Here is a 23,172-nt window from a genome sequence, read left to right as displayed (position 1 = left end):
TCCGGCCTCCCGCCTCACGACGTTAGGGAGGCCGAGCGGATGCCGCGAGCGCCCGCCGTCACACGACGGCACCCGCCGTCACACGACGTCACGCGGTGCGTGCTCAGATGCTCGCGCGCTGCGCGACGAGCGGGCACTCGAAGGGATCCCGCTCGCCGAGTCCCACCCGGTTGATGTAACGCAGCACGATCGCGTACGACTGCCACAGCGTGGTCTGCGTATACGGCACGTCGTGCTCGTGGCAGTACTCGGCGATGATCGACGCAGCGCGGCGCAGGTGCGGGCGCGGCATCGAGGGGAACAGGTGGTGTTCGATCTGATAGTTGAGGCCACCCATCACGAAGTCGAGCGCCCGACTGCCCCGGACGTTGCGGCTCATGAGCACCTGGCGACGGAGGAAGTCGAGCCGCACGTCCTTCGGCACGATGGGCATGCCCTTGTGGTTCGGTGCGAACGACGCGCCCATGTAGAGGCCGAACAGCCCGAGCTGGATGGCGAGGAACACGGCCGCCTTGTCGGGAGAGAGCACGAGGAAGACCAGGGCGAGGTACCCGACGATACGCACCGCGAGGAACGCGATCTCGACCGGGCGGTGCGGGAGTCGTTCGCGCGCGAACACGCGGTGCACGCTCGACGCATGCAGTGAGAGCCCCTCGAGGAGCAGGATCGGGAAGAAAAAGGCCCCCTGGTGCGCCATGATCCAGCGCATCAGGGGCGACCGATGCCGGGTCGCCTGCTCGGGCGTGAACGCGACGACCGGCAGCTCGATGTCGGGGTCGCTGCCGAGCTGGTTCGGATTCGCGTGGTGGCGGGTGTGCTTGTGCTGCCACCAGCCGTAGCTCATGCCGACGAAGCCGCCGAGGATGAGGCTGATCCAGTCGTTCCACCTGCCCGAGCGGAAGATCTGCCGGTGCGCCGCGTCATGCCCGAGGAATGCGGTCTGGGTGAAGAGGAACGCGAACCAGACGGCCGTGAACATCTGCCACCACGAGTCGCCGATCCAGATGAACCCGCCGATCGTGACGGCGAAGGCGAGCGGAACGAGGCTGAGCTTCGTCCAGTAGTAGCCATAGCGGCGCCGCAGGAGGCCCGTCCCCCGGATGACGCGGGCGAGCTCGGTGAACTCGCTGTTGCCCACGCGCTCGCGAGCCGGAGGCAAGGCGACAAGGGCTCCGGCTGTGTCGGTTCCGGCCACGTCGCACCCACCACTCCAGCGGACCGGCGCGCAGTCTGCACGGAAGTCGATCCCCCCAATCGTCAGGTTACGCCGACGCCTTTCGACTCCGAGGAACCCTCAACGAATTCACAGGTACGCACCCGCCGTCCGCTCCCCCGTCGTCTCGTGTCGCCCAGCCGGCGGACCACGGATCGGGGTTTGTCAAGTCACTCGCCCTGGGCCGCTGGCTCGATAGAATCAGAGGATCCCCGCGCGGTTCGAGCGCGCTCCGCCGACCCTTGGAGGCCACCCTTCCGTGACGAGATCCGACCGCGATCGACCTGACCAGCACGACCACGCCGGGCACGCGTTCGCGAGGCGGGAGCCGGTTCCGGCCCCGCCGATGCGGCTGTCGGATGCCTCGGAACTCGTGCTGGTCGCGTCCGCGCCGCGCACCGCGCGGTTCGATCGCGACGACCTCGTCCTGCGCAAGGGACAGTTCGCCCTCCGCAACGGACACATGACCCCGCGCGAGTCGATGGTGGAGGACCTGCTCGCGGTGGGCACCGCGCTCGACGCCGCGGGCATCCGATTCCTGCTCGTGCGCGGCAACGACGACCGCCTCGTGATCGCCGTCGACCGCGCCGACCGCAAGGCCGTCGCACGCGCGCTCGCCGCGGCGTTCGCGAACGAGCCGTTCTACTCCGCGACCATCGCGCCCGAGCGCGCCGCGGACTCGCACCCCGTGCTGCTCGCCGACGGACGCCTCTCGGCGCATCGCAAGGCGACCGTGCTGCGCCTCTACCGTCCGCGAGTCGAGCCGGTGGGTCGCCTGCGCTACGGCCGCGAGACCGCCGTGCAGCTCGAGTTCTGGCGGTTCGGCGACGACACCATCGAGGCGCCGATCGAGAACGCACTCATGCGCCGCACGCTCCCGCGCTCAGAGGCCGTCGACGACCTCGTGCACCTGCACGGGCGCGACTGGCCCACGCTCGAGCACATGTTCGCGCCGCTCGCGAGCGACGTGGACTTCGACATCGACATGGTCTTCTCCTGGGTCGACGGCTCGAGCGACGAGTTCGTGCGCGAGCGCGCGAAGCGCATGCAGAGCTACGTCGTCGGCGAGGGCGACGACTCCGAGGCGCGGTACCGGCAGATCGACGAGCTGAAGTACGCGCTGCGCTCGGTGCACCTGTTCGCACCGTGGGTGCGCCGCATCTTCATCGCGACGGACTCCCTTGCACCGGCGTGGCTGGCGAAGCATCCGAAGGTCACGATCGTGCGCAGCGAGGAGATGTTCGCCGACACCTCGGTGCTGCCCACGCACAACTCGCACGCCGTCGAGAGCCAGCTGCATCACATCCCGGGCCTCGCAGAGCACTTCCTCTACTCCAACGACGACATGTTCTTCGGCCGGCCCGTGAGCCCGTCGCTGTTCTTCTCGCCGGGCGGCATCACGAAGTTCGTCGAGGCGACGACCCGCATCGGCCTGGGCGACACGCACCCCGGCCGCAGTGGGTTCGAGAACGCCGCCCGCGTGAACCGGGCGCTGCTGCGCGAGCGCTTCGGCAAGGTCACCACGCGTCACCTCGAGCACTGCGCGGCGCCCCTGCGCCGCAGCGTCATGGCGGAGCTCGAGGCCGCGTTCCCCGAGGAGTTCCGCAGCACCGCGGCCAGCCGCTTCCGCTCGGCCACCGACATCTCGGTCACGAACTCCCTGTACCACTACTTCGCGCTGCTCACCGGTCGCGCGGTCGTGCAGACCGACGCGCGCGTGAAGTACGTCGAGACGACGCTGCGCAAGGCGCTGCCGACGATGAAGCTGCTGCTGAAGCGCCGCGACCAGGACATGTTCTGCCTCAATGACGGGAGCTTTCCCGAGCTCCCGGTGGAGCAGCGCACGGCCGCGGTCATCGACTTCCTCGAGCGGTACTTCCCGTTCGCGGTCCCGTGGGAGAAGACGGCGGATGCCGCGGATGTCCCGTTCGCGGCGGCCTCCGCCACTCCCGACCTGACCGCCTGACCGGCTGCCGCGCTGCGCTGCCGCGCGGGAGGTCACGCCGTGATGCACGACGCGACCTCCCCGCTGCGCGGTCGTCAGGATATGCCCGCCGCGACTCCCCCGATGATCAGCACGAGCGCACGCCGCTCGAGCCGCGACGAGACGCGCTCCGAGACCCGTTCGGCGCGCTCCTGCACCTCGTCCCCGTAGTCGCCTGCGAGCATCCCGTCGACGATGGTCTCGATCGCGTCACGGCGTTCCGCGCCCGCGAGCTCCTGCGTCGCGACGAGGTCGGCGCGGAGGTCGTCTGGCAGCGCCGCGACGAGCGCCGCGATCCGCTCTGCGATCCGCCTCGCACGGTCGCCGTAGTCGCCCGCCAGCGCCTTCGCGCGGATCTCGGCGCGCAACGCCGGCCGCTCCGCCTCGTCGGCCTGCGCGAGCTCGACGAGATCCGCGCGAAGCTCTTCGGGCAGCTGCGACCAGCGCCAGTCGCGCAGCCTCCCGGCATCCGGGTCGCTCGGCGGCTCCGTCGCGTCCGTCGCGTCCGTCGCCACGATCGACGGCGTGGCATACGCGGGCGCCGCACCCATCACGAGCGTGCCGCCGGCCAAGGCGAGAGCGGTCGCGGCGCCGGTGAGGACGAGCCGAGTACGTCGCGGGGTGGTCTTCTGGGTCATGGTTTCGCTCCTGTCGTGTCATCGTCCGGGGCGATCCCCGGGTCGTGCTCCACCATTCCGCCGGGGTGTGCGACCGACGTGCGGGAGATGTTCGGGAATCGTTCGGGCACAGGCCACGGCGGGCAGCCGCCGCATCCGTTTGCTTGGATGAGTGGCATGGACGATCCGCGCGGACTGGTGCTCGTCGTCGAGGACGAGACGCACATCGCCGATCTCGAACGCCTGTACCTCGACGCGGCGGGCTTCGGCGTGCACGTCGAGCGCGACGGCGCGGCCGGCATCGCGGCGGTCCGCCGACTCCGCCCGGCGCTCATCGTCCTCGACGTCGGCCTTCCAGGACTCGACGGCGTCGAGGTGTGCCGGGCGCTGCGCGCCGAGGGCGACTGGACGCCCATCATCTTCGTCACGGCGCGCGACGAAGAGATCGACCGGATCCTCGGGATCGAACTCGGCGCCGACGACTACGTGACGAAGCCGTTCTCACCGCGCGAGCTCGTCGCCCGCGTGAAGGGCGTCCTGCGCCGGCATCGCGGACCGGATGTCTCCCGTGTCATCGAGCTCGGCGCGATCCGCCTCGACTCCGCACGCCGCACCGCGCAGGTCGACGGCGCCGACGTGCGGCTCACCCCCACCGAGTTCGACCTGCTCGCCGAGCTCATCGAGCACCCGGGGCGGGTGTTCACGCGCGCACAGCTCCTCTCGACCGTGTGGGGTCAGGCCGACTACGCGGGCGGGCGCACCGTCGACGTGCACGTCGCGCAGTTGCGCGCGAAGCTCGGTGCGCGGTCGCCGATCCGCACGGTGCACGGCGTGGGGTACGCAGCGGATGCCTGACGGCACGCGCCGGCGCGGCCGCACGCTGAACACGCGGATCACGCTGCTCGTGGTCGGCGTCGCGACGCTCGTCGCGGTGGTCGCCGGAATCGCATCGCTGCAGCTCGTCCGCGGCGCACTCGAGGAACAGGCGCACGAGCAGCTCGCCGCCCAGGTCGGCATCCTCGCCGAGGGGGGCGACCTCGAGACGGCGGCACGCCAGGCCCAGGCGTGGGCGCGCGACGCCGGCGACCAGTGGGCGGTCGTCGCATCCGACGGCTCGGTGCGCGGCAGCGCCAGCCGGTGGGTCGACGCCGAGGTCGCACGCGACGTGCTCGCGGGCGCTGCGGTGTCGGACACCACGCGTGCCTGGCGGGCTCCCGTCATCCTCGAGGCACGGCCGGTCGGGGATGGCGCGATCGTGCTGGCCCGCCCCGAATCGGCGATCGTCGCGGCGACGCGCGAACTCGTCGCGCGATTCCTCCCGATCGTCGGGGCCGCCGCGATCGCGGCGATCCTCGGCGGCGTCCTGCTCGCCGGCCGCATCGCCCGCCCGCTCGTCGCGACGGCGAACACTGCGAACATGCTCGCCTCCGGCCGCCGCGGCGTCGCGGTGCCCCGTTCCGACATCCCTGAGGTCGACGACGTGGCGCGCGCCCTCGCCGCACTCGACACCGCGCTCGTCGCGAGCGAGGGACGGCAACGCGAGTTCCTCCTCTCGGTGTCGCACGAGCTGCGAACCCCGCTCACGGCGATCCGCGGCTATGCCGAGGCGCTCGCCGACGGCCTCGTCGACGCGGCATCCGTCGCCTCGGTCGGTCGCACGCTCACCGCCGAGACCGAGCGCGTGGACCGGTTCGTCGGCGACCTGCTCGAGCTCGCTCGCCTGGAGTCCGACGACTTCCGGATCGAGCCGTCGCCGGTCGATCTCGCGGCGCTCCTCCGGGAGGCCGCCGAGGCCTGGGCCGCGAGGGCGGCCTCGCTCGGTGTCGCGATCGTCGTCGATGCGGATGCCGCCCCCACCGTCGTCTCCGACCCGCGACGGGTGCGGCAACTCGTCGACGGCCTCGTCGAGAACGCACTGCGCGTCTCGGCGCCGGGCTCCGCACTCGAGCTTCGCGCGGTGGCCGCACCCGGCGCGGGCGGCGCCGCGATCTCGGTCCGCGACGAGGGCCCGGGACTCTCCGACGACGACCTCGCCCGCGCGTTCGACCGCGGCGTGCTGCGCGAGCGCTATCGGTCGTCGCGGCCGGTCGGCACGGGTCTCGGTCTCAGCATCACGCAGCGGCTCGCCGCACGCCTCGGGGGCTCGATCGGCGCGGCCCGCGCGCCTGGAGGTGGCAGCGTCTTCACGGTGGGGCTGCCCGCCGGCGTCAGCCCGCCAGCACCGGGATCGGCATGGTGAAGGGCGGCTCCTTCGGCGCCGGCAGCGTCGCGGCATCCGCAATGCTGATGCCGGAGGTGCGCAGCCGACGAGCGCTCTCGTCGGCGTCGATCCAGTCGAGCGTCGGGAACGACCCGAGCGGCACGACCGAGTGCAGCACCGTGGTCGGATACACGTGCACCAGGTTGAAGGCGCGGGCGCCGTCGCGTCCGCGCGTGCCGCCCACGGGCACATTGAGGTCCTGCGTGTAGCAGCTCGCCGACGCGACCGACACGGGGATGCCCGCGAACGTGGCCGTCGACGAGTAGTGCAGGTGCCCGGCGATGATCGAGCGGATGTCGCTGCCCTCGATGACCTCGGCGAGCCCCGCCTGGTCGCGCAGCTCCACCGACACGGCGAGGTCGAGCACGCTCGGCACGGGCGGGTGGTGCATGGCGAGGATCGTGCCGTGCGGCGCCGCGATCGAGAGCTCCTCGGCGAGCCAGTCGAGCTGGGCGGGCGCGACCTCGCCGTGGTGGTGCCCCGGCACCGTGGAGTCGAGCGTGATGACGCGCAGGCCGTTCACGTCGTCGACCCGGTCGACCGGCCGGGTGACGCCGAGCGGGTCGCCGAGGAGACCGCGGCGGAACGCCGACCGGTCGTCGTGATTGCCCATGACCCAGATCACCTGTGCACCGACCCGGGCGGCCACGGGGTCGACGATGCGCCGGATCCGGTCGTAGGCGTCGGGCTCGCCCAGGTCGGCGAGGTCGCCGGTGAAGACGATCGCCTCGGGCCGGGCGCCGGATGCCTCGAACTCGTCGAACAGCGTGCGCAGGTGCTGCTCGCTCGCGACGCGGTCGTAGAGCCGGCCGCCGCCCGCCAGCAGGTGCGTGTCGCTGATATGGAGGAGGAAGTGGTCCGGCCGCGGGTACTCGGCCGTACGGGTGGTCACGTGTCGTCCCATCGGTTCGGTGGTGACGCACTCCGTCGGGCGTCGGGCTCAAACTAGCCGATCATGCGAATCTGAACGGTGAATGAACGCGGAATGTGACGAAGCCGAATGCGAGCCCCGAGGCCCGGCCGGCGCCGACTCGGAGGCGATCGCCGCCTGACCTGGGGTAGGATTCCCGTCGGGTCCGCATCGGGCCCATCGACGCGAATGGAGGTGAGGGCGATGTCCGACGATAGTACCGGCGCCGCAACCCTCGCTGCGTCGCGCATCCGTTCCCGCCGTCGCTGAGCTCGGCTCGCCTCGACGGACCGGTTCCTCTCGCAGCCTCGTGCGGCGTCATCCGACACTGCCTGCTGTCTCTGCGCCGCCACCGGCGCCTGCGAGAACGGAACCCCCATGTGCCCACTGGTCGACAACGGCGTGTACGTCGATGGACGTCGCCTCGAGACGCCGAAGAACCTCGACGACACCTACCGCCTCATGGACGACCATGAAGGCCTCGCATGGATCGGCCTCTACCGCCCCAGCCCGCAGGAGGTCGCCTCGGTCGCCCGCGAGTTCGACCTGCACCCGTTGGCCGTCGAAGACGCCCTGACCGGGCACCAGCGTTCGAAGCTCGAGCGCTACGGCGACACCCTGTTCGCGGTGCTGCGACCGGCGCGGTACCGCGACGAGTCGGAGTCCGTGGAGTTCGGTGAGCTGCACCTGTTCGTCGGACCCGACTTCGTCGTCACCATCCGGCACGCCGAGTCACCCAGTCTCGCGTCGGTGCGCCGGCGGATGGAGTCCAACCCCGACCTGCTCGCGATGGGCCCCGAGGCCGTGCTGTACGCCATCCTCGACGAGGTCGTCGACGAGTACGAACCGGTCGTGGCCGGCCTCGAGAACGACATCGACGAGATCGAGGACCAGCTCTTCGGCGACAGCGACGACGACCTGCTCTCCCGGCGCATCTACGAGCTCTCCCGGGAGGTGATCAACTTCCAGCGGGCGGTGAAGCCGCTCGCGGGAATGCTCGAGTGGCTGCGGCGCGGGTCCGAGAAGTACCAGGTCGACGTCGAGTTGCAGCGGTCACTGCGCGACGTGCTCGACCACGCCATCCGCATCAACGAGCGGGTGGACTCGTTCCGGGCGATCCTCGACAACGCGCTCACGGTGCACTCCGCCCTCGTGGCGCGACGCCAGACCGACACGAGCCTCGCCCAGAACAACGAGATCAAGAAGATCTCGTCGTGGGCGGCGATCATCTTCGCCCCGACGCTGATCGGCACGGTCTACGGCATGAACTTCGACGAGATGCCCGAGCTCCACTGGACGCTCGGCTATCCGTTCGCGCTCGGCATGATGGCCCTGCTCGGCCTCGGGCTCTACGGCGTGTTCAAGTTCAAGAGATGGCTCTGACGAGCACAGCGCGACGCAGCATCCGTCGCCGGCTCTGCGGGTTGAGGAGCGCCCGGATTGAGGAGCCGCGCCAGCGGCTGTCTCGAAATCCGGACGCGTCTCGACACCCCCGTTCAGTCCTTCGGCTTGTCGGGCCGGTTCGTCGCGCCGGGCGCGGTCTCCCGGCGCGGTTCCTCTGTGGGGGTGGGTTCCGTCGACGGTTGCGTCGGCGCATCCTCGACCGGCGTGTCGGGGTCGTCGGTCGGCGACGGCGTCGGCGTCGGCGTGCCGGGCTTGAGCGTGGGCGTGGGGCCGGGGCTCGGAAGGATGGGGGCGTACGTGTTCGAGTCGTCGGGATCGGTCGACGTCGGCCTCGAGGTGTCGAGGACCCTCGTGGCCTCGTCCTCCGGCTGCTGTGCCCCTGCGAACGAGATCAGCGCGAACGTGCCGCCGAGCATCGCGATGGTCGCCACTGTCGCCGAGACGATCAGCACGTGCATGCGACGCTCGAACAGCCACGCTGCCGTCGCAGCGATGCGGGGCTCGGCGGATGCCACGACCGGCGCCAGGACGGAGGCCACTCGTGCGCGCCATCCGTCTCCTGAGGGAGCCGCTGCCGGCTCGGCGTGGCGGCCGCGGGTTCGGCGCATCGGCTCGTCGGATTGCTGCACCGGATCGCGGGGCTGCTGTATCAGCTCGCCGAACTCCTGCTTCGGCTCGCCGGGCTGATCTCCCTCGGACACGTCTCACCTCGCCTCATGGATCCAGCCCGTCACCCCGGTTCGGGGGGCGGGACACCATACGAGGATAGGCGGAACGCGAGGATGACGCATGTTCACCATCCTGAGAGCGGCTGCCGGCGGTCATCCTTGCCGCCGCGAGCAGTGCGTCGCCGCCTGCTAGGCTCCGGTCCCACGCCATGCAGCATGACCGGGAGGCGACCGTGGACGAGGACGAACAGAAGTGGGCGGCGTGGAGTCGGCGGCCCGGGCTCGAGCAGGAGTGGATCCGCCAGAACAACGTGATGTACGGCGGGCTCATCGGCATCGGCATCGTCATGGTGCAGCCGTTTCTCACGGCGACCTCGCTCGACGTCTCCTCGCTGATCTGCGTCGTCGCCTTCTCCATCGCCATTCCGCTCCTCGCGGGGCTGGTGCTGGTCACGCACCAGGAGGCCTTCGAGCGGCACGCGTCGGGATCGAAGCTCGTGACCATCGCGCAGAGCGTCGCGGTGTTCTTCGCGTTCACCGGCATCGTCGCGGGATTCTGGCATGTCACGTGGATGGCCGGCGTCGGGGTGCTGGTGGCGAGTGTGCTCGCAGTCGCCGTGCATTCCGCCGGGTACACGAGGCTCATGTACAGGGGGACGCGCGACGCATCCGCCCCTGATGGATCGGGTGGGTCCGACGACACCGAAGCGTAGTCTCGTGCTCAGCTCTTGTGGCGGGGCTTCCGGTAGGGCTTCTCGTCGGATGCTGCGGCGCCGACGTCGCCGCCCCGGCCCGCTGCCCGGCGACTCGGGCCGCCGCGATCGAGGCGCAGGTCGATGCGCCGTCCGGAGATGCGGGTGTCGTCGAGCCGCGCGAGCGTCTCTGCCGAGAGGTCGGCGGGCAGCTCGACGAGCGAGAACTCGGGCCGGATCTGGATCGCCCCGAAGTCGTCTCGGCTGAGGCCGCCCTCGTTGGCGAGCGCGCCGACGATCTGCCGCGGCTCGACCTTGTGGCGTCGCCCGACCGCGATGCGGTAGGTGGCCATGGACGTGTCGCCCTGGCGACGGCGGTCGGGGCGCCCATCGCGTTCGCGCCGCCCGTCGCGCTCCCCACGTTCGTCCCGCTCGCGGGGGCCGCGCTCCCGCCGCTCACCGCGCTCGACCCGCTCCGGCCGCTCGGGCTCCGGCTCGAGCAGCAATGGCGACTCCCCCTGCGCGACGATGGCGAGCGCCGCGGCGACATCCACCTCGGGCACGTCGTGGTGCCGCATGTAGTGCGCGACGATGTCGCGGAAGCCCTCGATGCGATCCGCCTTGGCGAGCGCCTCGGAGATGCGGTCGTCGAACCGGGCAAGACGAGTGACGTTCACCTCGTCCACGCTCGGCAGTTGCATGTGGATGAGCGGCTGGCGCGTGGCCTTCTCGATCCGCGCGAGGAGTCCCCGCTCGCGCGGGGTGACGAAGCTGATCGCGTCGCCGGTGCGTCCCGCACGCCCGGTACGCCCGATGCGGTGCACGTACGGCTCGCTGTCGGAGGGGATGTCGAAGTTCACCACGTGGCTGATGCGCTCCACGTCGAGGCCGCGCGCCGCGACATCCGTGGCCACCAGAATGTCGAGCTTGCCCGACTTCAACTGGTTGACCGTGCGCTCGCGCTGCACCTGGGCGATGTCGCCGTTGATCGCGGCGGCCGAATAGCCGCGGGCGCGGAGCTTCTCTGCGAGCTCCTCGGTGACGTTCTTGGTGCGGACGAAGACGATCATGCCCTCGAAGTTCTCGACCTCGAGGATGCGGGTGAGGGCGTCGACCTTCTGCGCGTACGAGACCACCAGGTAGCGCTGCGCGATGTTCGCCGACGTCTGCGTCTTCGTCTTGACTGTGATCTCTTCGGGGTCGTGCAGGTACTGCTTCGACATGCGACGGATCGCAGCCGGCATGGTCGCCGAGAACAGGGCGACCTGCTTGTCGTCGGGGGTATCCGCGAGGATCGTCTCGACGTCCTCTGCGAAGCCCATCTTCAGCATCTCGTCTGCCTCGTCGAGCACGAGGTACTTCAGCTCCGAGAGGTCGAGCGTGCCCTTGTCGAGGTGGTCCATGATGCGGCCCGGCGTGCCGACGACGATGTGCACGCCGCGGCGCAGGGCCGAGAGCTGCACGCCGTAGCCCTGGCCGCCGTACACCGGCAGGATGTGCACGCCGCGCAGGTGCGCGGCGTAGCGCTCGAACGCCTCGCAGACCTGCAGCGCGAGCTCGCGGGTGGGCGCGAGCACGAGCGCCTGCGGCGTCTTCTGCGACACGTCGAGCCGCGCGAGGATCGGCAGGGCGAAGGCCGCCGTCTTGCCGGTGCCGGTCTGCGCCAGGCCCACGACGTCGCGGCCTGCGAGGAGCGTCGGGATCGTCGCGGCCTGGATCGCCGATGGCGTCTCGTAGCCGACGTCGTCGAGCGCCTTGAGCACCGCGCCGTCGAGGCCGAGGTCGGAGAACGTCGTGGCGGGCTCCTCTGGAGCCTCCACCTCGACCGGAGCGTCGCCTGAAGTCACGCTTCAGGGTAGTCCGCCGGGCTGGGAGCCCGTGGAAACATCACGTCGACCTCACGGACGCGATGAGTCATCCAGGTTGGCGCGATCAGGTAGTGCGACGCACGGCCTCGATGGCCGCGTCGTAGAGGTCGAAGAGGTCGGCGTCTCCACGGCGGCGCACCCATTCCTCTATGGCGGCCTGCAGGCAGGTGATCGCCGTGGCCGCGATGGCTCGAGCCTTGAGCATCCGGTGGTCGGATTCGGGCAGCCGGGGCGCGATCAGGGGCGCGAGGAGTTCCTGCCAACGCGCCTGCTTCTCGGCGTGGCCGGCCCGGAGCGAGTCGTTGCCGAACAGGAGCGACACGATCTCCAGCCGCCGTTCGAATGTCGCATCGATCTCCTGCAGGACCCCGAACGACGATCGCAGGGAGGCCCAGATGCTCTCGTCGTCGGGCCGTTCGGCGAGGCGCGCAGCGATCAGCTCCCCCTGTTCGGTGAGGCCGCCGAGCGCCAGATCCTCCTTGTTGCGGAAGTAGTTGAAGAGTGTTCGGCGAGAGATGCCGGCCGCGGCCGCGACGTCCTCCACGGTCGTGTCGTCGTACCCCTTCTCGGCAAACAGATCCATGGCGGTCTGCGCGATAAGCGAGCGCATCACGGCGCGTGTCTGTTCGCGAAGCGGTACGGGTGAAGTTCTCATGCACTGATGGTACATCAATACACCAGCTGCATTCGCTTGCACTGCGTGCAAGAGTGTGCATACCATGTACACATGAGCAGAATCGATTACACCACCCAGACCACGATCGTCACGGGAGCGAGCTCGGGCCTCGGCGCGGAATTCGCCCGCCAGTTGGCTCGCCGAGGCTCCGATCTCGTCCTCGTCGCACGACGCGCAGGCCGTCTCGAAGCCCTCGCCGAAGAACTCACCCGTGCCTACGGGGTCACGGTGACCGTCATCGCCCGTGATCTCGGTCGGCCCGACGCCGGCCGCACGCTTCGTGCCGAGCTCGAAGGCCGGGGTATCCGGGCGACAAGCCTGGTCAACAACGCGGGCTTCGGCACCCACAACGAGTTCGGCGATGAGGATCCCGAGCGGCTCCAGAGCATGATCGCGCTGAATGTCAGTTCCGTCGTCGACCTGAGCCACGCCTACTTCGAGCCGCTGACGGCCGGCAGTGGAGTACTCATCAACGTCGCGAGCCTGCTCGGCCTCCAGCCGACCCCATATCTCAGCGTGTACGGGGCGACCAAGGCCTTCGTCCTCAACTTCACCGAGTCGCTGTGGGCGGAGGCGCGAGGATCCGAGCTCCGAGTCCTCGCCGTGAATCCGGGTGCGATGCAGACGGAGTTCTTCGACGCCGCCGGCAGTCAATCCGCCGACTACGGCGCCCCCCGCGCGACGCCGCAACACGTCGTGCGAATCGCGCTCGAGACCCTCGACCGTCGATCCGCACCACCGTCGGTCGTGACCAACGGCCGACCGCTCGCCCTCGTCAGCAAGCTCCTGCCGCGCCGCATGGTCGCGCAGGTGATGGGCCGGATTTCGCGACCCGCAGCGCACGTCTAGCGGCTCGCACGTTCACCCATGTCCACCCACACCATCAAGGAGCAGACCATGACTCTCACGAGAGAAGCCACACCACAGATCACAGATGCGGAGCTCTTCGGCAACATCCTCGCTGTTCAGCGCGCCGCCTTCCTCCGCGACGGAGCGCCATCGCTCGCGAAACGGCAGCAGGATCTGAGCGCGTTCAAGTCCGCGTTGCTGGCCCGGCGGAACGCCATCGAAGAGGCGATCAACACCGATTTCGGCAATCGCTCGCGACATGAGACAGCGATGATGGAAATCGCCGGCGTTGTGCAGGGCATCGACTACCTGAAGCGCAACCTTCCCAGGTTCATGCGCCCGACCCGTCGTCGGACGCCTTGCACATGCGCGCCGGAAGCAACCACGTCGAATACCAGCCCCTTGGTGTGGTCGGCGTCATCTCACCGTGGAACTACCCCGTCAACTTGTCGCTGTTGCCGGTGGTCACCGCAATCGCCGCTGGCAACCGAGTGATGCTCAAGCCGTCCAAGTTCGCGCCGCGAACGAATACAGTGCTCGCGGCGATGGTGAGTGAGACATTCCCAGCAGAACAGGTGACCGTCGTCAGCGGTGACGGTTCGGCATTCTCCGCGCTGCCGTTCGATCATCTCGTCTTCACGGGAAGTACCGCGGTCGGGAAATCCGTCATGAAGGCGGCGAGCGAGCATCTCGTGCCGGTCACGCTGGAGCTCGGTGGCAAGTCGCCGTCGATCGTAGCGAAGGGTCACGTGCACGACCGCGCGGTCTCCAACATCGTCTTCGGCAAACTGCTCAGCGGCGGGCAGACCTGCATCGCCCCCGATTACGCCCTGGTCCACGAATCCGAGGTCGATTCCTTCATCAGGAGCTACGACAGGCTGGTAAGGACCGCCTACCCCGATGGCCCGACGAGCATCGACTACACGTCCATCGTCAATGACCAGCAGTATGCAGAACTGAACGGGCTGATCGACGATGCTCGCGCCCATGGAGCACGGATCATCGAGGTCGGCAACAGGCCCGGCGACGCGTCCCGCCGCCCCCACACGCTTGCGCCGACCGTCGTGCTCGGCGTCACGGACGAGATGCGCATCGCCCACGAGGAGATCTTCGGCCCGATCCTGCCGATCTTCCCGTATCGAGATATCGATGACGCGATCGACTTCGTGAACGCACGGCCGAGACCACTGGCGCTCTACTACTTCGGAAGAGATGATGCCGACCGGCGCAAGGTCCTGAATCGTACGACGTCGGGCAATGTCACCATCAATGGAACGATCATGCACGTCGGGCAGGACGACCTTCCGTTCGGCGGCGTCGGAGCAAGCGGCATGGGCAAGTACCACGGCGTCGAAGGCTTCCGGACGCTGAGCCACCCCAAGGGCATCTTCGTGCAGGGTCGCTGGAACAGCACAAACCTCCTGCACGCCCCATTCGGTCGGCGCGCCGATGCGATCCTCAACGTCTTTCTTCGATGAGCGCGTCCGATACGAGGCGTGCGTCGGCTTCCGCCGACGCCCATCACCACGACCAACACAGAATGGAGCGAGAGCTCATGTCAACCGACACCACACCAACCACAACCATGATGCGCGGCTCGTGCGCCTGCGGCGCGAACACGTTCGAGCTGAGCGTGGTGCCGACGCAGCGGTTCACCTGCCACTGCCTGTACTGCCAGGAGTTCATGGGCAAGCCGTCCACCGACGTCACCATGGTGCGCGCGGCACACGTCACAGTCCACGCGGATCACGCGACGTCCAAGCGACCCCGCCTCCTGCCCCCGGGCTTCGCACACGGGCGGGGCTCGCGGTTCGGGCACCCCGACAAGGGACGCTTCGCGAAGTGCGCAGATCTCGACCGCGCACGGTGCAATGAGTGCGGCCAGCCGTTCATCGAGTCGATCGGATCCGGCCCCACGAAGACGTACTTCATCCCCAGCGGCAACTTCGAGCGCCAAGACGAGCTGCCGCCCGTGCAGCGGCACATCTACTACCGACTCCGGGAGGCGGACGCCACGGATGATCTTCCGAAGCACCACTACTTCGCGAGCAGCCAGTCGGCGATCGGCGGGATGATCCTCCGGATGGTCCGGCGAGGCTAGTGTCGCGTGTCGTTAGTTTCTGAACGGTTGTGTTCGAAATCATGAGGGCATGGCGAATCGTCCTGCCCCGGCGTTGGCGCTGCGCGACGGCGACCGGGAGAAGTTGGAGTCCTGGCTGCGGTCACGCTCGGTGAGGTCGGGGTTGGTCAAGCGGGCGCGGATGATCCTGCTGGCCGCCGACGGGGTCGGGAACCGGGAGATCGCGCATCGGGTCGCGGCCTCGCCGACCACAGTGATCCAGTGGCGGGCACGCTATGAGGAGCTCGGGCTGGCTGGGCTGGAGGATCAGGAGCGCTCAGGCCGTCCCCGGGAGCTGGACCATGCCGCGATCGTGACCGCGACACTCACCCCGCCACCGAAGAAGCTGGGGGTGACCCACTGGTCAACCCGGCTGCTGGCGGGGCAGTTGAAGATCGGCAACACCACGGTCGCTCGCGCGTGGCGGGCCTATGGGATCAAGCCATGGAAGGCGGAGTCGTTCCGTTTCTCCACCGATCCCGAGCTGGTCGGGAAGGTCACCGACATCTGCGGGCTCTACCTCGGCACCCACGCCGACATCCCCGCGAAGGCGATCGTGCTCAGCATCGATGAGAAGTCCCAGATCCAGGCCCTGGACCGCTCCGTGCCGATCCTGCCGATGCAGCCCGGCAAGGTCGAGCGCCGCTCCCACGACTACTACCGCCACGGCACCACCACCCTGTTCGCCGCCCTGGAGATCGCCACCGGCAAAGTCACTGCGGCGCTCAAGCCCAAGCACCGCCACCAGGAGTTCCTGGCCTTCCTCAAGCACATCGAACGGACCTACCGCGACGCGGTCGACGAGCACGGCCAGCCGCTCGAGCTGCACCTGGTGATGGACAACTACGCCGCCCACAAGCACAAGAACGTCCGCGACTGGCTGGAGGTGAACCCGCGGTTCAAGGTCCACTTCACCCCCACCCATGCCTCCTGGATGAACCTCGTGGAGGTCTGGTTCGGCCTCGTCGAACGCCAGGCCGTGCGCCGCGGCGTCTTCAAGTCCGTACCCGACCTCAACGCCAAACTCCGTGCCTACATCGAGGGCTGGAACCAACGAGCCCATCCATTTGTGTGGACCAAGACCGCCGAAGATATCCTCCAGAAAGCCAACCGCCCAACAACTTCAAATCCGCGCCACTAGCCAGGCTGCAACGCCAGTTCGATCTCCACCGGTGCCCCGTGCGGGCGACATCATCAAGCCCCGCCGAGCCGCGCCCGCGCACGAATGCGCCCTGAACGAACCCCTCCCGGCCACCCGATTCGCGGCGGCTCCGGGACTGGCGAAGGCCGGGAGTCCCTCCGCCGGCCCACAAGGTCCTGGAGTCGCTGGAAGGGCCGGGCCAGTTGTGGAGAGACCTGTGGCAGGGACTGGCGCAGATCTACGTGGCGATCACCCACGCCGCCGCGGGAACCGGAAGGGCGCCGAGCGGCTCATGCAGAAGGCAGGGGAGCGACCAACGGCATATGCCGCCACCGGCGACACCACGTACGGCCTTGACCTGGATGCCGTCACGGCCTGCACACGGGGGGCACACCAGAGTCCCTATCAAGCCCAGGGCGCTTCACCCCTTCTGGCGCTCCCGATCTGCGGATGTCACGATTGCAGCGTGCGAGCAGAAATCTCAAACCGGATCCGAGATGCCGCAGCGGGGTTCGCGGCGACTCTGGTCCTGGTCACGCTCGTCGTCCTTGCCATCCGTGCCGACGTAGCTGCACCGCACGCGAGCACGTGGCTCGTCGTCCTCGACGTGGCCACCGGTATAGCCTTCGTGGTTGCCGCCGCGCTTGCGCCTGGATCCAACGCTGAACGCGGGCTCATGGCGGCAGTGGGTGCGGCTTGGCTTACCGCCTCGTTCTTGCCCGCGGCACGCTCCTTACCTCAGGCGGTACTGGTTGTGTCGCTGATCGCATTCCCGACCGGGCGAGTGCGAGGACTGAGCCGCTGGCTGCTGGTGGGTCTGGCCGTGCCGGTCGCGATCGGGCTCCTGCCGCAGATAGCCGTGGCCGCGCTGTTCGCCCTGGTCACCTTGCTTGTACTGATCGAGGGCCGACCGGATACCGCCACCGGATACCCGACGGTCGCGGCTATCACTGTGGCGGCCACGCTGGGCGCCTCGTGGTCAGTCGCCCGTTGGCGGGCGGACGTCTTCGATCCGACCGTGGCGCTGGTGGGTTTTGAGCTGGTGCTCCTAGCCGTGGCGATCGCGTTTCCGGTCGCCGCACAGGCAGTCATTCGCAGCCGGGCACGGCTCGCCGACCGGCTGCTCGCCGGCGAGCGGCTCACGGGTCTGGACGGGTTTGCGGTCGTGTTGGGACGCGTACTTGGTGATCCCAGCGTCCAGGTCTTCCGCTGGCACAGCCCGGATGTGGGATACGTCGACGAGGGTGGTCGCCTGGTGCCAGCCGGAGGTGGTGACCGGCGGTGGCTCACGGTGGACGATCCCGACGGGCGTGTTGCCGTCGTCGCGCATCAGTCGCTGGTGCTGGACGATCCACCGACGGCAGACGCGGTTGCTGCCGCAGTCCGGCTGGCGGTGAGACATCTGCGCTTGCAGGAGGAGCAGCGGCAGCAGCTCGCCGAGCTCGAAGCCTCCCGCGCCAGGATCGTCGCTGCTGCGGACCGCGAGCGGGAGCGAGCCGCGACGCAGCTCCGGCAGGACGTGGGACCGTCCCTGCAACGGGCCCAGTCTGAGTTGACTGCGGTTCGTCCGGCAACGCGTCATCCGGCGGTAGCCGGGTCTCTCGACGTCGTCGTCACGGAGCTGGCAACCGCACGGGACGAGATCGTCGAGCTCGTCGCAGGAGTACCTCCGGCTCAGCTCGGGGGCGGGCGGCTCCGTGCCGCCCTGGATACAGTGGCCCAGCGCAGCCCGGTACCGGTGTCGGTAACCGTCGACGCAGATGCGGCCGGCGACGCGGACACCGAGTCAGCGTTCTTCTACGTCTGCTCAGAGGCTCTGGCCAACGCAGTCAAATACGCCGACGCGAACCGGATCGACATCACCGTACGGCGAGTCAACAGTGCGATTATGGCCACGGTTTCCGACGACGGCCAGGGCGGCGCCAACCCGTCTGGGTCGGGGCTGCAAGGGCTCGCCGACCGGCTGGCAACGCTGAACGGCCGGCTCCGGGTCGATAGCGCACCCGGAGCCGGCACGACGGTGACAGCGGTGGTTACGGACTAGCCGATCTTCGTCCACGGTTCGAAGTCGCCACTAAACGTGAGGCTGTCGCCCTCGATCTCCCACGTCAGCGGGCCGCCGCCGCCGGGCCCGCAGTGATCGGGCAGCGTCTCGGAGACAGGAAGCTTGCATCCGGTCAGCTTGGACAACAGTTCAGGGTCGTACACGAGGGTCACGGTCTGACCAGTTCCCCGTAGGTAGCCGGCGTCGAGCGGGCCATCTTCGACCTCCTGTCCGCAGTCGATCCCTGGATCGTCGATGGGCCGGCAGCGCATTTCATACGTGCCGTCGCGAACCGTCAACGTCCACGTACCTGACGTCCCATCGTGGTTGTCCAATCCTGCCGCCGCGAGGTCGTCCGTCGTGATCTCCACCCGGTATTCGCCATCAGGCAGGTCGGATACCTGGTCCGGAGCGCCGGTGCCTGGGGAGGCTGGCGGAGCAGCCGACTGGTCGTCCGCCGTGCCTTGCTGGCAGGCCTCGGGCACGGTGGGGACGTCGGGCTCTGGGTGGTCGGCCGCTATTGCCTGGATCTCCGCAAGCAGCGTGCCGTTGGCCGGGTCGGCGGCGAGGCCGTCCAGGACCGGCTGCAGGCTGGTGCGTAGTGCGGCGATCTGGTCGGGGCTGGCAGTGATGAAGCGCGTGCCTTTCCCGCACAGCTCTTGTGCGATGGTGGTTTCGTCGTAGGTCGCATCGACCGAGACCTGCATCGCCTTGTCGGCGGCCTCCCGCACCCAGTTCTGCTGTTCGTCGCTGAGCGCGTCGAAGCGTTTCTGGCTGACGGATAGAACGAACACCTTCGGCCACAGTATGACGTTGGCGGTGCTGTAGCCGGCCTCGGTGGTTTCTCCCATCGCCGCGTACTGCGCAATGTCGAACTCCACGCCGCGCAGGCGTCCGGCCCGCACCTCGTCGATCCATCCGAGGCCCAGGTTTACCGGCGTGGCGCCGAGAAGGCGCACCGCGTCGGTTTGCACCGGTGAGTTGTAGACCCGGAACGTCGCACCGGCCCAGTCCTCCGGCCCGAGCAGCGGTGCCTCCGCAGCGAACGGTCGGCGAAGCGGGCCCACCGCGAGGTCGAGACCGAGGACGCCAGTCCCCTCCAGTTTCGCCAGCAGCTTGTCCGCGACCGGACCGGACACCAGCGCCTTCTCGGCCGCGTAGCTCGTCAGCGTCATCGGCGCCTCGACCGCCTCCAGGCCGGTGATGCCGGCGCGGGCGAAGGCGCGGGTCGAGGGCCAGCCGCCGTCCACCTCACCGGAGGCGATCGCCTCCACCAGATCGGACTCCGCCTCCGGCGCCGACTGCCCGTACTTGGTCGTCACCTCCACCTTGATCCGGCCTCCGGACACCTCCTCCAGGTTCTCGACGAAGGCCTCCGGCCCGTAGGACTGGCCGTTGTTGTTGACAAGGTCGATGGTCGCCAGCCGCAGCACAACCGTGTCGGCGCCTGCTTTGTCCACGCCAGCCGAGCACGCCGCCACAAGGACAGCCGTCGCCACGGCTGCGGCCCATAGACCGGTTGTTCTCATGTTCATCGTGGCCTCCCAAGTCGTCCGATGTCTGGACGCTAGAAGCCGGGATCGGCCTCGCCCACCGGGTTTCCTCGGTATTCGGATGTGGATAACACTGCACCAGCCGGACGCGGGTCGTCACAACTCCAGCAGCGCGGCGACGGCGAGCCAGGCGATCTCTGCGGCCTCCGCCTGTCCCTGCAAGTTGTGGTTCCAGTCGCCGGAGAAGTTCTCCAGGCGGTCGACGCACGCAGCGCGCGCCGGCGTCGGTGCGGCAATTCGGCACCGTGGCACACCCGGGCCTGCTCAGCCTCGTAGTCCTCGAGGATGGACGTCAGCGTGTCGAAATGCTCGTTGGCGAGGACCCCGTCGGCCCCGAAGAAGTCGGACTCGCCGGTTCCGGTGAGACCTGCCTGCACGGTCGGGTCCTCGGCGACCAGCTTCTCGACGACCGATGGGCTGGGTCGTCCGAGCTGGCGACGAAGATGATCCGCGAATCTGGGGGCCGCCGCGGCCTCCTGATCGTCCGCTGCTTGGACGCTAGGAGCCAGGATCGACGTGGCCCACCGGGTTCCCTCGGTATTCGGATGTGGATAACACTGAATCGCCCGAGCTCCGATGTGCGCACAATGGTGCTATGGTCACGGCCGGCGGAACCCAACCCACGCCAGGGCGGGCACGTCATGCCGCGACAGTGAGCACATCCCTGGCCACCGGGGTTGCGGTATTGACGGTGCTGATGTCAGCTCTGGCGGCTCGGGTCGGTGATGATCCGCTCGCGTTTGCCGAACGCCGGCTACCGGCCTGGCTGACAGCGGTCGGCGTGGCAGCTGTCGGACTCATCATCGCCGGCCTATGGGCGACCCGTGCTAATCCCCCGAGGGCGTCCATTGGGCTGGCTGTGGCTACCGCCGGCTCGCTCCTGCCGTTGTGGGCGGCCTGGTCATGGCTTCCTGACGTCGCGCGTGCTGGGGCTCTCGCTGCCACACCGTTCGTCGTCGTGGGAGTGGCCCAGGTTGCCCTTGGCTGGCCGGCATCGAGTTCCCGGAACGCGTCCAGGGCGATGCGCGTCGTGTTCGCGCTGGTCGTCGGCGGCGCGCTGGTTCATCTCCTCGGCTACAACCCGTTCGCCGACCTGGGATGCGCCCGCACCTGCGCCGATGTGACACCGCTCCTGGATGGATTGCTCTCTACCAGATCGGCCGTGGTCGTTTCGTGCTCGCTGACAATGGTCGCGGCAATCCTTGCTGGGGTCATCGTGTCGAGAGCCAGCGATCCGCGAACCCCGCGCCTGATCGTTGGCGCCGTGCTGGTGGCGCTGAGCGTGCAGGTCGTGTCGGCGATATTGCGGTTGGCGACCTGGGGGGACATCGCAGCTGCCGGTCTGCTGCTGATCCTCCAGCCGGTCGCTGTGGCAATCGTCGCCCTTGCGATCTGCGTGGTCGCGGCCCGGACCCTGCGTACCCGTTCTGCCGTGGACCGGTTGGCTGCCCGGCTGTCCGGATCGGTGGCGGCGCTCGGCGGTGTCGAAGGGGTTCATTTCGCTATCCCGGGCGAGGCGCGATGGGTCGACGCCGCTGGCCGCGAGGCCACCGAGGGGCCCGGCCACGACCGGTACGTCGTCTTGTCGGACGAGTCGGGCCCGGTGCTTCGTCTTCTGGTCGCCCGGGGCACCGATGAGGGTGAGGTGCTCGCGGCGGTCACACCCGCTACCCGGCTGGCGCTGCAGAACGCGCAGCTCTCGGCGGTGGCGAGGGCGCGGCTGGCGGAGGTTCAGGCGTCCCAGCGACGCGTGGTCGCCACGTCTGACGGTGAGCGGCGGCGCATCGAACGCGACCTGCACGACGGGGCACAGCAGCGCCTGGTCAGTGCCGCGTTCCATCTGAGGGTCGCCCTCGCCGGTGTCGATCCCTCGACCGCCCCGGCATTGGCCAGAGCCGAGGACGAGGTTCGGGCCGCCCTCGCCCACCTGCGCCGGCTCGCGCATGGCATCTTTCCCAGTGTGCTCGCCGAAGAGGGGCTTGCCGCGGCCTTGGACGAGCTGGTCGCGGCATCGGATGTGCCGACGAGGTTGGACGTCCGTTCCCGTATCGATGTCGGCGCCGACGCGGCGATGGCCGCCTACGCGACGGCCGCGGCCGTCCTCGGCTCGGTCGAGCACCCGGCACCGGGCAGCCATGCCCTGATCTCGATCGACCAGGCCGACGACACACTGACCGTCCGGGCAGAGGTAGAAGTCGGCGGTGGAGCGGGTGTGGCGAGAGACTTCGTGGACATTGCCGACCGGGTTGGCGCCCTCGGCGGACAGCTCACCAGGTCAGAGACTGCGACCGGCGCGACGGTGGTGACGGCGGTGATCCCATGCGGGTCGTAGTTGCCGATGACGTCATGCTGGTCCGCTCGGGGCTCGCTCGACTGCTCACCGATGCTGGCGTCGACGTCGTCGGGGAAGCGGCCGACGCCGATGCGCTCCTGCGCCTGGTCGCCCTAGAAGATCCGGATGTCGCGATCGTCGACATCCGGATGCCGCCGACCCACACCGACGAGGGTTTGGTCGCGGCTCGCCGCATCCGGGAGCGATACCCGACGACGGCAGTCGTCGTGCTCAGCCAGTACCTCGAGGCACGCTACGCCCAGCGGCTGCTTGCCGACCAGCCCGGCAGGCTCGGTTACCTACTCAAGGAGCGGGTATCCGATATCGCCGTCCTCATCGATGCGCTGCGCCGGGTGACCGAGGGCGAATGCGTCATCGACCCCACCATCGTGTCCCGCCTCATGCAACGTCGGCGCCCGGACTCCCCGCTTAGCCACCTCACGCCGCGCGAGCGAGAGATCCTCGCCCTGTTGGCCGAAGGGCGGTCGAATTCGGGCATCGCCGCCGAGCTGGTGGTGAGCGAACGGACCGTCGAAGCGGTGTGCGCTCAGGTATTCCGCAAGCTCGGCCTGGAGCCATCACCAGACGTCAACCGTCGCGTGCTGGCAGTGCTCACGTTGCTCCGCAGCTGAGTCTCAGGACTGACCCAGCGCCGCCCGATCCGGGGTCGAGAACAACGCAAGCAGCGCGCTACATATTGGCCAGTCCGAGCAGCATGGCGCCAGGCCAGAACCCGCGAGCGACCGTGGTGTTGCCGATCTTCAACTGCCCCGCCAAGGACGATTCGCGGACCTCATGATTTCAGAACACAACCGTTCAGAAACTAACGACACGCGACACTA

21 protein-coding genes are annotated in these 23,172 nt (G+C 68.8%); 12 read left to right on the top strand and 9 right to left on the bottom strand.

Going from position 1 to position 23,172, the window contains the following annotated elements:
• Positions 1-103: 103 nt before the first annotated feature.
• Entirely contained in the window at positions 104-1,159 is a 1,056-nt protein-coding gene (locus ASG80_RS17345) for an acyl-CoA desaturase (protein WP_056733396.1), read from the bottom strand.
• A 400-nt stretch (positions 1,160-1,559) separates the two neighbouring features.
• Here ASG80_RS17345 and ASG80_RS17340 point away from each other — a divergent pair, with 400 nt between their 5' ends.
• A complete protein-coding gene (locus ASG80_RS17340; protein WP_082590641.1) occupies positions 1,560-3,179 on the top strand; it encodes a stealth family protein in 1,620 nt (539 codons plus the stop codon).
• 74 nt (positions 3,180-3,253) lie between these two features.
• Here the strand turns inward: ASG80_RS17340 and ASG80_RS17335 are convergent, their stop codons facing one another.
• The gene (locus ASG80_RS17335) at positions 3,254-3,835 is read right to left on the bottom strand and encodes a hypothetical protein (RefSeq protein ID WP_056733027.1); all 582 of its coding nucleotides are present in this window, start codon (positions 3,833-3,835) and stop codon (positions 3,254-3,256) included.
• Positions 3,836-3,991: 156 nt separating this feature from the next.
• Between ASG80_RS17335 and ASG80_RS17330 the strand changes: the two genes are divergently transcribed.
• Both ASG80_RS17330 and ASG80_RS17325 read left to right on the top strand, forming a co-directional pair.
• Positions 3,992-4,669, top strand: a complete 678-nt coding sequence (locus ASG80_RS17330; protein WP_056733025.1) for a response regulator transcription factor — start codon at positions 3,992-3,994, stop codon at positions 4,667-4,669.
• The gene (locus tag ASG80_RS17325) at positions 4,662-6,053 is read left to right on the top strand and encodes a cell wall metabolism sensor histidine kinase WalK (RefSeq protein WP_056733023.1); all 1,392 of its coding nucleotides are present in this window, start codon (positions 4,662-4,664) and stop codon (positions 6,051-6,053) included. The genes ASG80_RS17330 and ASG80_RS17325 overlap by 8 nt, the downstream gene beginning before the upstream one ends.
• Here ASG80_RS17325 and ASG80_RS17320 read toward each other — a convergent pair.
• Complete coding sequence (locus tag ASG80_RS17320; protein ID WP_235508374.1) at positions 6,022-6,966, bottom strand: phosphodiesterase; 945 nt, start codon at positions 6,964-6,966, stop codon at positions 6,022-6,024. The genes ASG80_RS17325 and ASG80_RS17320 overlap by 32 nt on opposite strands.
• 396 nt (positions 6,967-7,362) lie before the next feature.
• Here ASG80_RS17320 and corA point away from each other — a divergent pair, with 396 nt between their 5' ends.
• Positions 7,363-8,367: a magnesium/cobalt transporter CorA gene (corA, locus tag ASG80_RS17315; protein ID WP_056733020.1), complete on the top strand. Its 1,005-nt coding sequence runs from the start codon at positions 7,363-7,365 to the stop codon at positions 8,365-8,367.
• A 113-nt stretch (positions 8,368-8,480) separates the two neighbouring features.
• Here the strand turns inward: corA and ASG80_RS17310 are convergent, their stop codons facing one another.
• Entirely contained in the window at positions 8,481-9,089 is a 609-nt protein-coding gene (locus tag ASG80_RS17310) for a hypothetical protein (protein ID WP_056733017.1), read from the bottom strand.
• Positions 9,090-9,265: 176 nt separating this feature from the next.
• On the opposite strand from ASG80_RS17310, the gene ASG80_RS17305 reads away from it, so the two are divergent.
• A complete protein-coding gene (locus ASG80_RS17305) occupies positions 9,266-9,769 on the top strand; it encodes a hypothetical protein (protein ID WP_056733015.1) in 504 nt (167 codons plus the stop codon).
• An 8-nt stretch (positions 9,770-9,777) separates the two neighbouring features.
• On the opposite strand, the gene ASG80_RS17300 is transcribed toward ASG80_RS17305, so the two are convergent.
• The gene (locus ASG80_RS17300) at positions 9,778-11,595 is read right to left on the bottom strand and encodes a DEAD/DEAH box helicase (protein WP_056733013.1); all 1,818 of its coding nucleotides are present in this window, start codon (positions 11,593-11,595) and stop codon (positions 9,778-9,780) included.
• A gap of 85 nt (positions 11,596-11,680) precedes the next feature.
• On the bottom strand, positions 11,681-12,271 hold the full coding sequence (locus ASG80_RS17295) for a TetR/AcrR family transcriptional regulator (protein WP_162256649.1): 591 nt from the start codon (positions 12,269-12,271) through the stop codon (positions 11,681-11,683).
• Positions 12,272-12,343: 72 nt separating this feature from the next.
• Between ASG80_RS17295 and ASG80_RS17290 the strand changes: the two genes are divergently transcribed.
• Positions 12,344-13,141 carry an SDR family oxidoreductase gene (locus tag ASG80_RS17290; RefSeq protein WP_056733009.1) on the top strand — a complete coding sequence of 266 codons (798 nt, stop codon included), beginning with the start codon at positions 12,344-12,346 and terminating at the stop codon, positions 13,139-13,141.
• 12 nt (positions 13,142-13,153) lie between these two features.
• Here ASG80_RS17290 and ASG80_RS24195 read toward each other — a convergent pair whose 3' ends face one another.
• Positions 13,154-13,402: a hypothetical protein gene (locus ASG80_RS24195; RefSeq protein WP_200952607.1), complete on the bottom strand. Its 249-nt coding sequence runs from the start codon at positions 13,400-13,402 to the stop codon at positions 13,154-13,156.
• Positions 13,403-13,506: 104 nt separating this feature from the next.
• On the opposite strand from ASG80_RS24195, the gene ASG80_RS17285 reads away from it, so the two are divergent.
• From ASG80_RS17285 to ASG80_RS17270, 4 genes are all read left to right on the top strand, one after another.
• Positions 13,507-14,619, top strand: a complete 1,113-nt coding sequence (locus tag ASG80_RS17285) for an aldehyde dehydrogenase family protein (protein WP_200952606.1) — start codon at positions 13,507-13,509, stop codon at positions 14,617-14,619.
• Between the two features lie 77 nt (positions 14,620-14,696).
• Positions 14,697-15,242, top strand: a complete 546-nt coding sequence (locus ASG80_RS17280) for a GFA family protein (RefSeq protein ID WP_156401923.1) — start codon at positions 14,697-14,699, stop codon at positions 15,240-15,242.
• Positions 15,243-15,291: 49 nt separating this feature from the next.
• A complete protein-coding gene (locus ASG80_RS17275) occupies positions 15,292-16,401 on the top strand; it encodes an IS630 family transposase (RefSeq protein ID WP_082590564.1) in 1,110 nt (369 codons plus the stop codon).
• A 466-nt stretch (positions 16,402-16,867) separates the two neighbouring features.
• Positions 16,868-18,445, top strand: a complete 1,578-nt coding sequence (locus tag ASG80_RS17270; protein WP_056733005.1) for an ATP-binding protein — start codon at positions 16,868-16,870, stop codon at positions 18,443-18,445.
• Here ASG80_RS17270 and ASG80_RS17265 read toward each other — a convergent pair.
• Positions 18,442-19,980: a TRAP transporter substrate-binding protein gene (locus ASG80_RS17265; protein ID WP_082590562.1), complete on the bottom strand. Its 1,539-nt coding sequence runs from the start codon at positions 19,978-19,980 to the stop codon at positions 18,442-18,444. The genes ASG80_RS17270 and ASG80_RS17265 overlap by 4 nt on opposite strands.
• A gap of 114 nt (positions 19,981-20,094) precedes the next feature.
• Positions 20,095-20,250: a hypothetical protein gene (locus ASG80_RS23715; RefSeq protein ID WP_156401922.1), complete on the bottom strand. Its 156-nt coding sequence runs from the start codon at positions 20,248-20,250 to the stop codon at positions 20,095-20,097.
• A 769-nt stretch (positions 20,251-21,019) separates the two neighbouring features.
• On the opposite strand from ASG80_RS23715, the gene ASG80_RS17260 reads away from it, so the two are divergent.
• Both ASG80_RS17260 and ASG80_RS17255 read left to right on the top strand, forming a co-directional pair.
• Positions 21,020-22,330 (top strand): sensor histidine kinase, encoded by a 1,311-nt coding sequence (locus ASG80_RS17260; RefSeq protein ID WP_056733000.1) that lies wholly within the window; start codon positions 21,020-21,022, stop codon positions 22,328-22,330.
• The gene (locus ASG80_RS17255; RefSeq protein WP_056732998.1) at positions 22,318-22,962 is read left to right on the top strand and encodes a response regulator transcription factor; all 645 of its coding nucleotides are present in this window, start codon (positions 22,318-22,320) and stop codon (positions 22,960-22,962) included. The genes ASG80_RS17260 and ASG80_RS17255 overlap by 13 nt, the downstream gene beginning before the upstream one ends.
• The last annotated feature ends 210 nt before the right edge of the window (positions 22,963-23,172 follow it).

Origin of the sequence: Agromyces sp. Soil535, from assembly GCF_001428255.1 — a bacterium.
In the GTDB taxonomy this organism is placed as follows: domain Bacteria; phylum Actinomycetota; class Actinomycetes; order Actinomycetales; family Microbacteriaceae; genus Agromyces.
The sequence above is the reverse complement of the archived record's forward strand: the minus strand, read 5'-3'. Positions and strand labels throughout refer to the sequence as shown.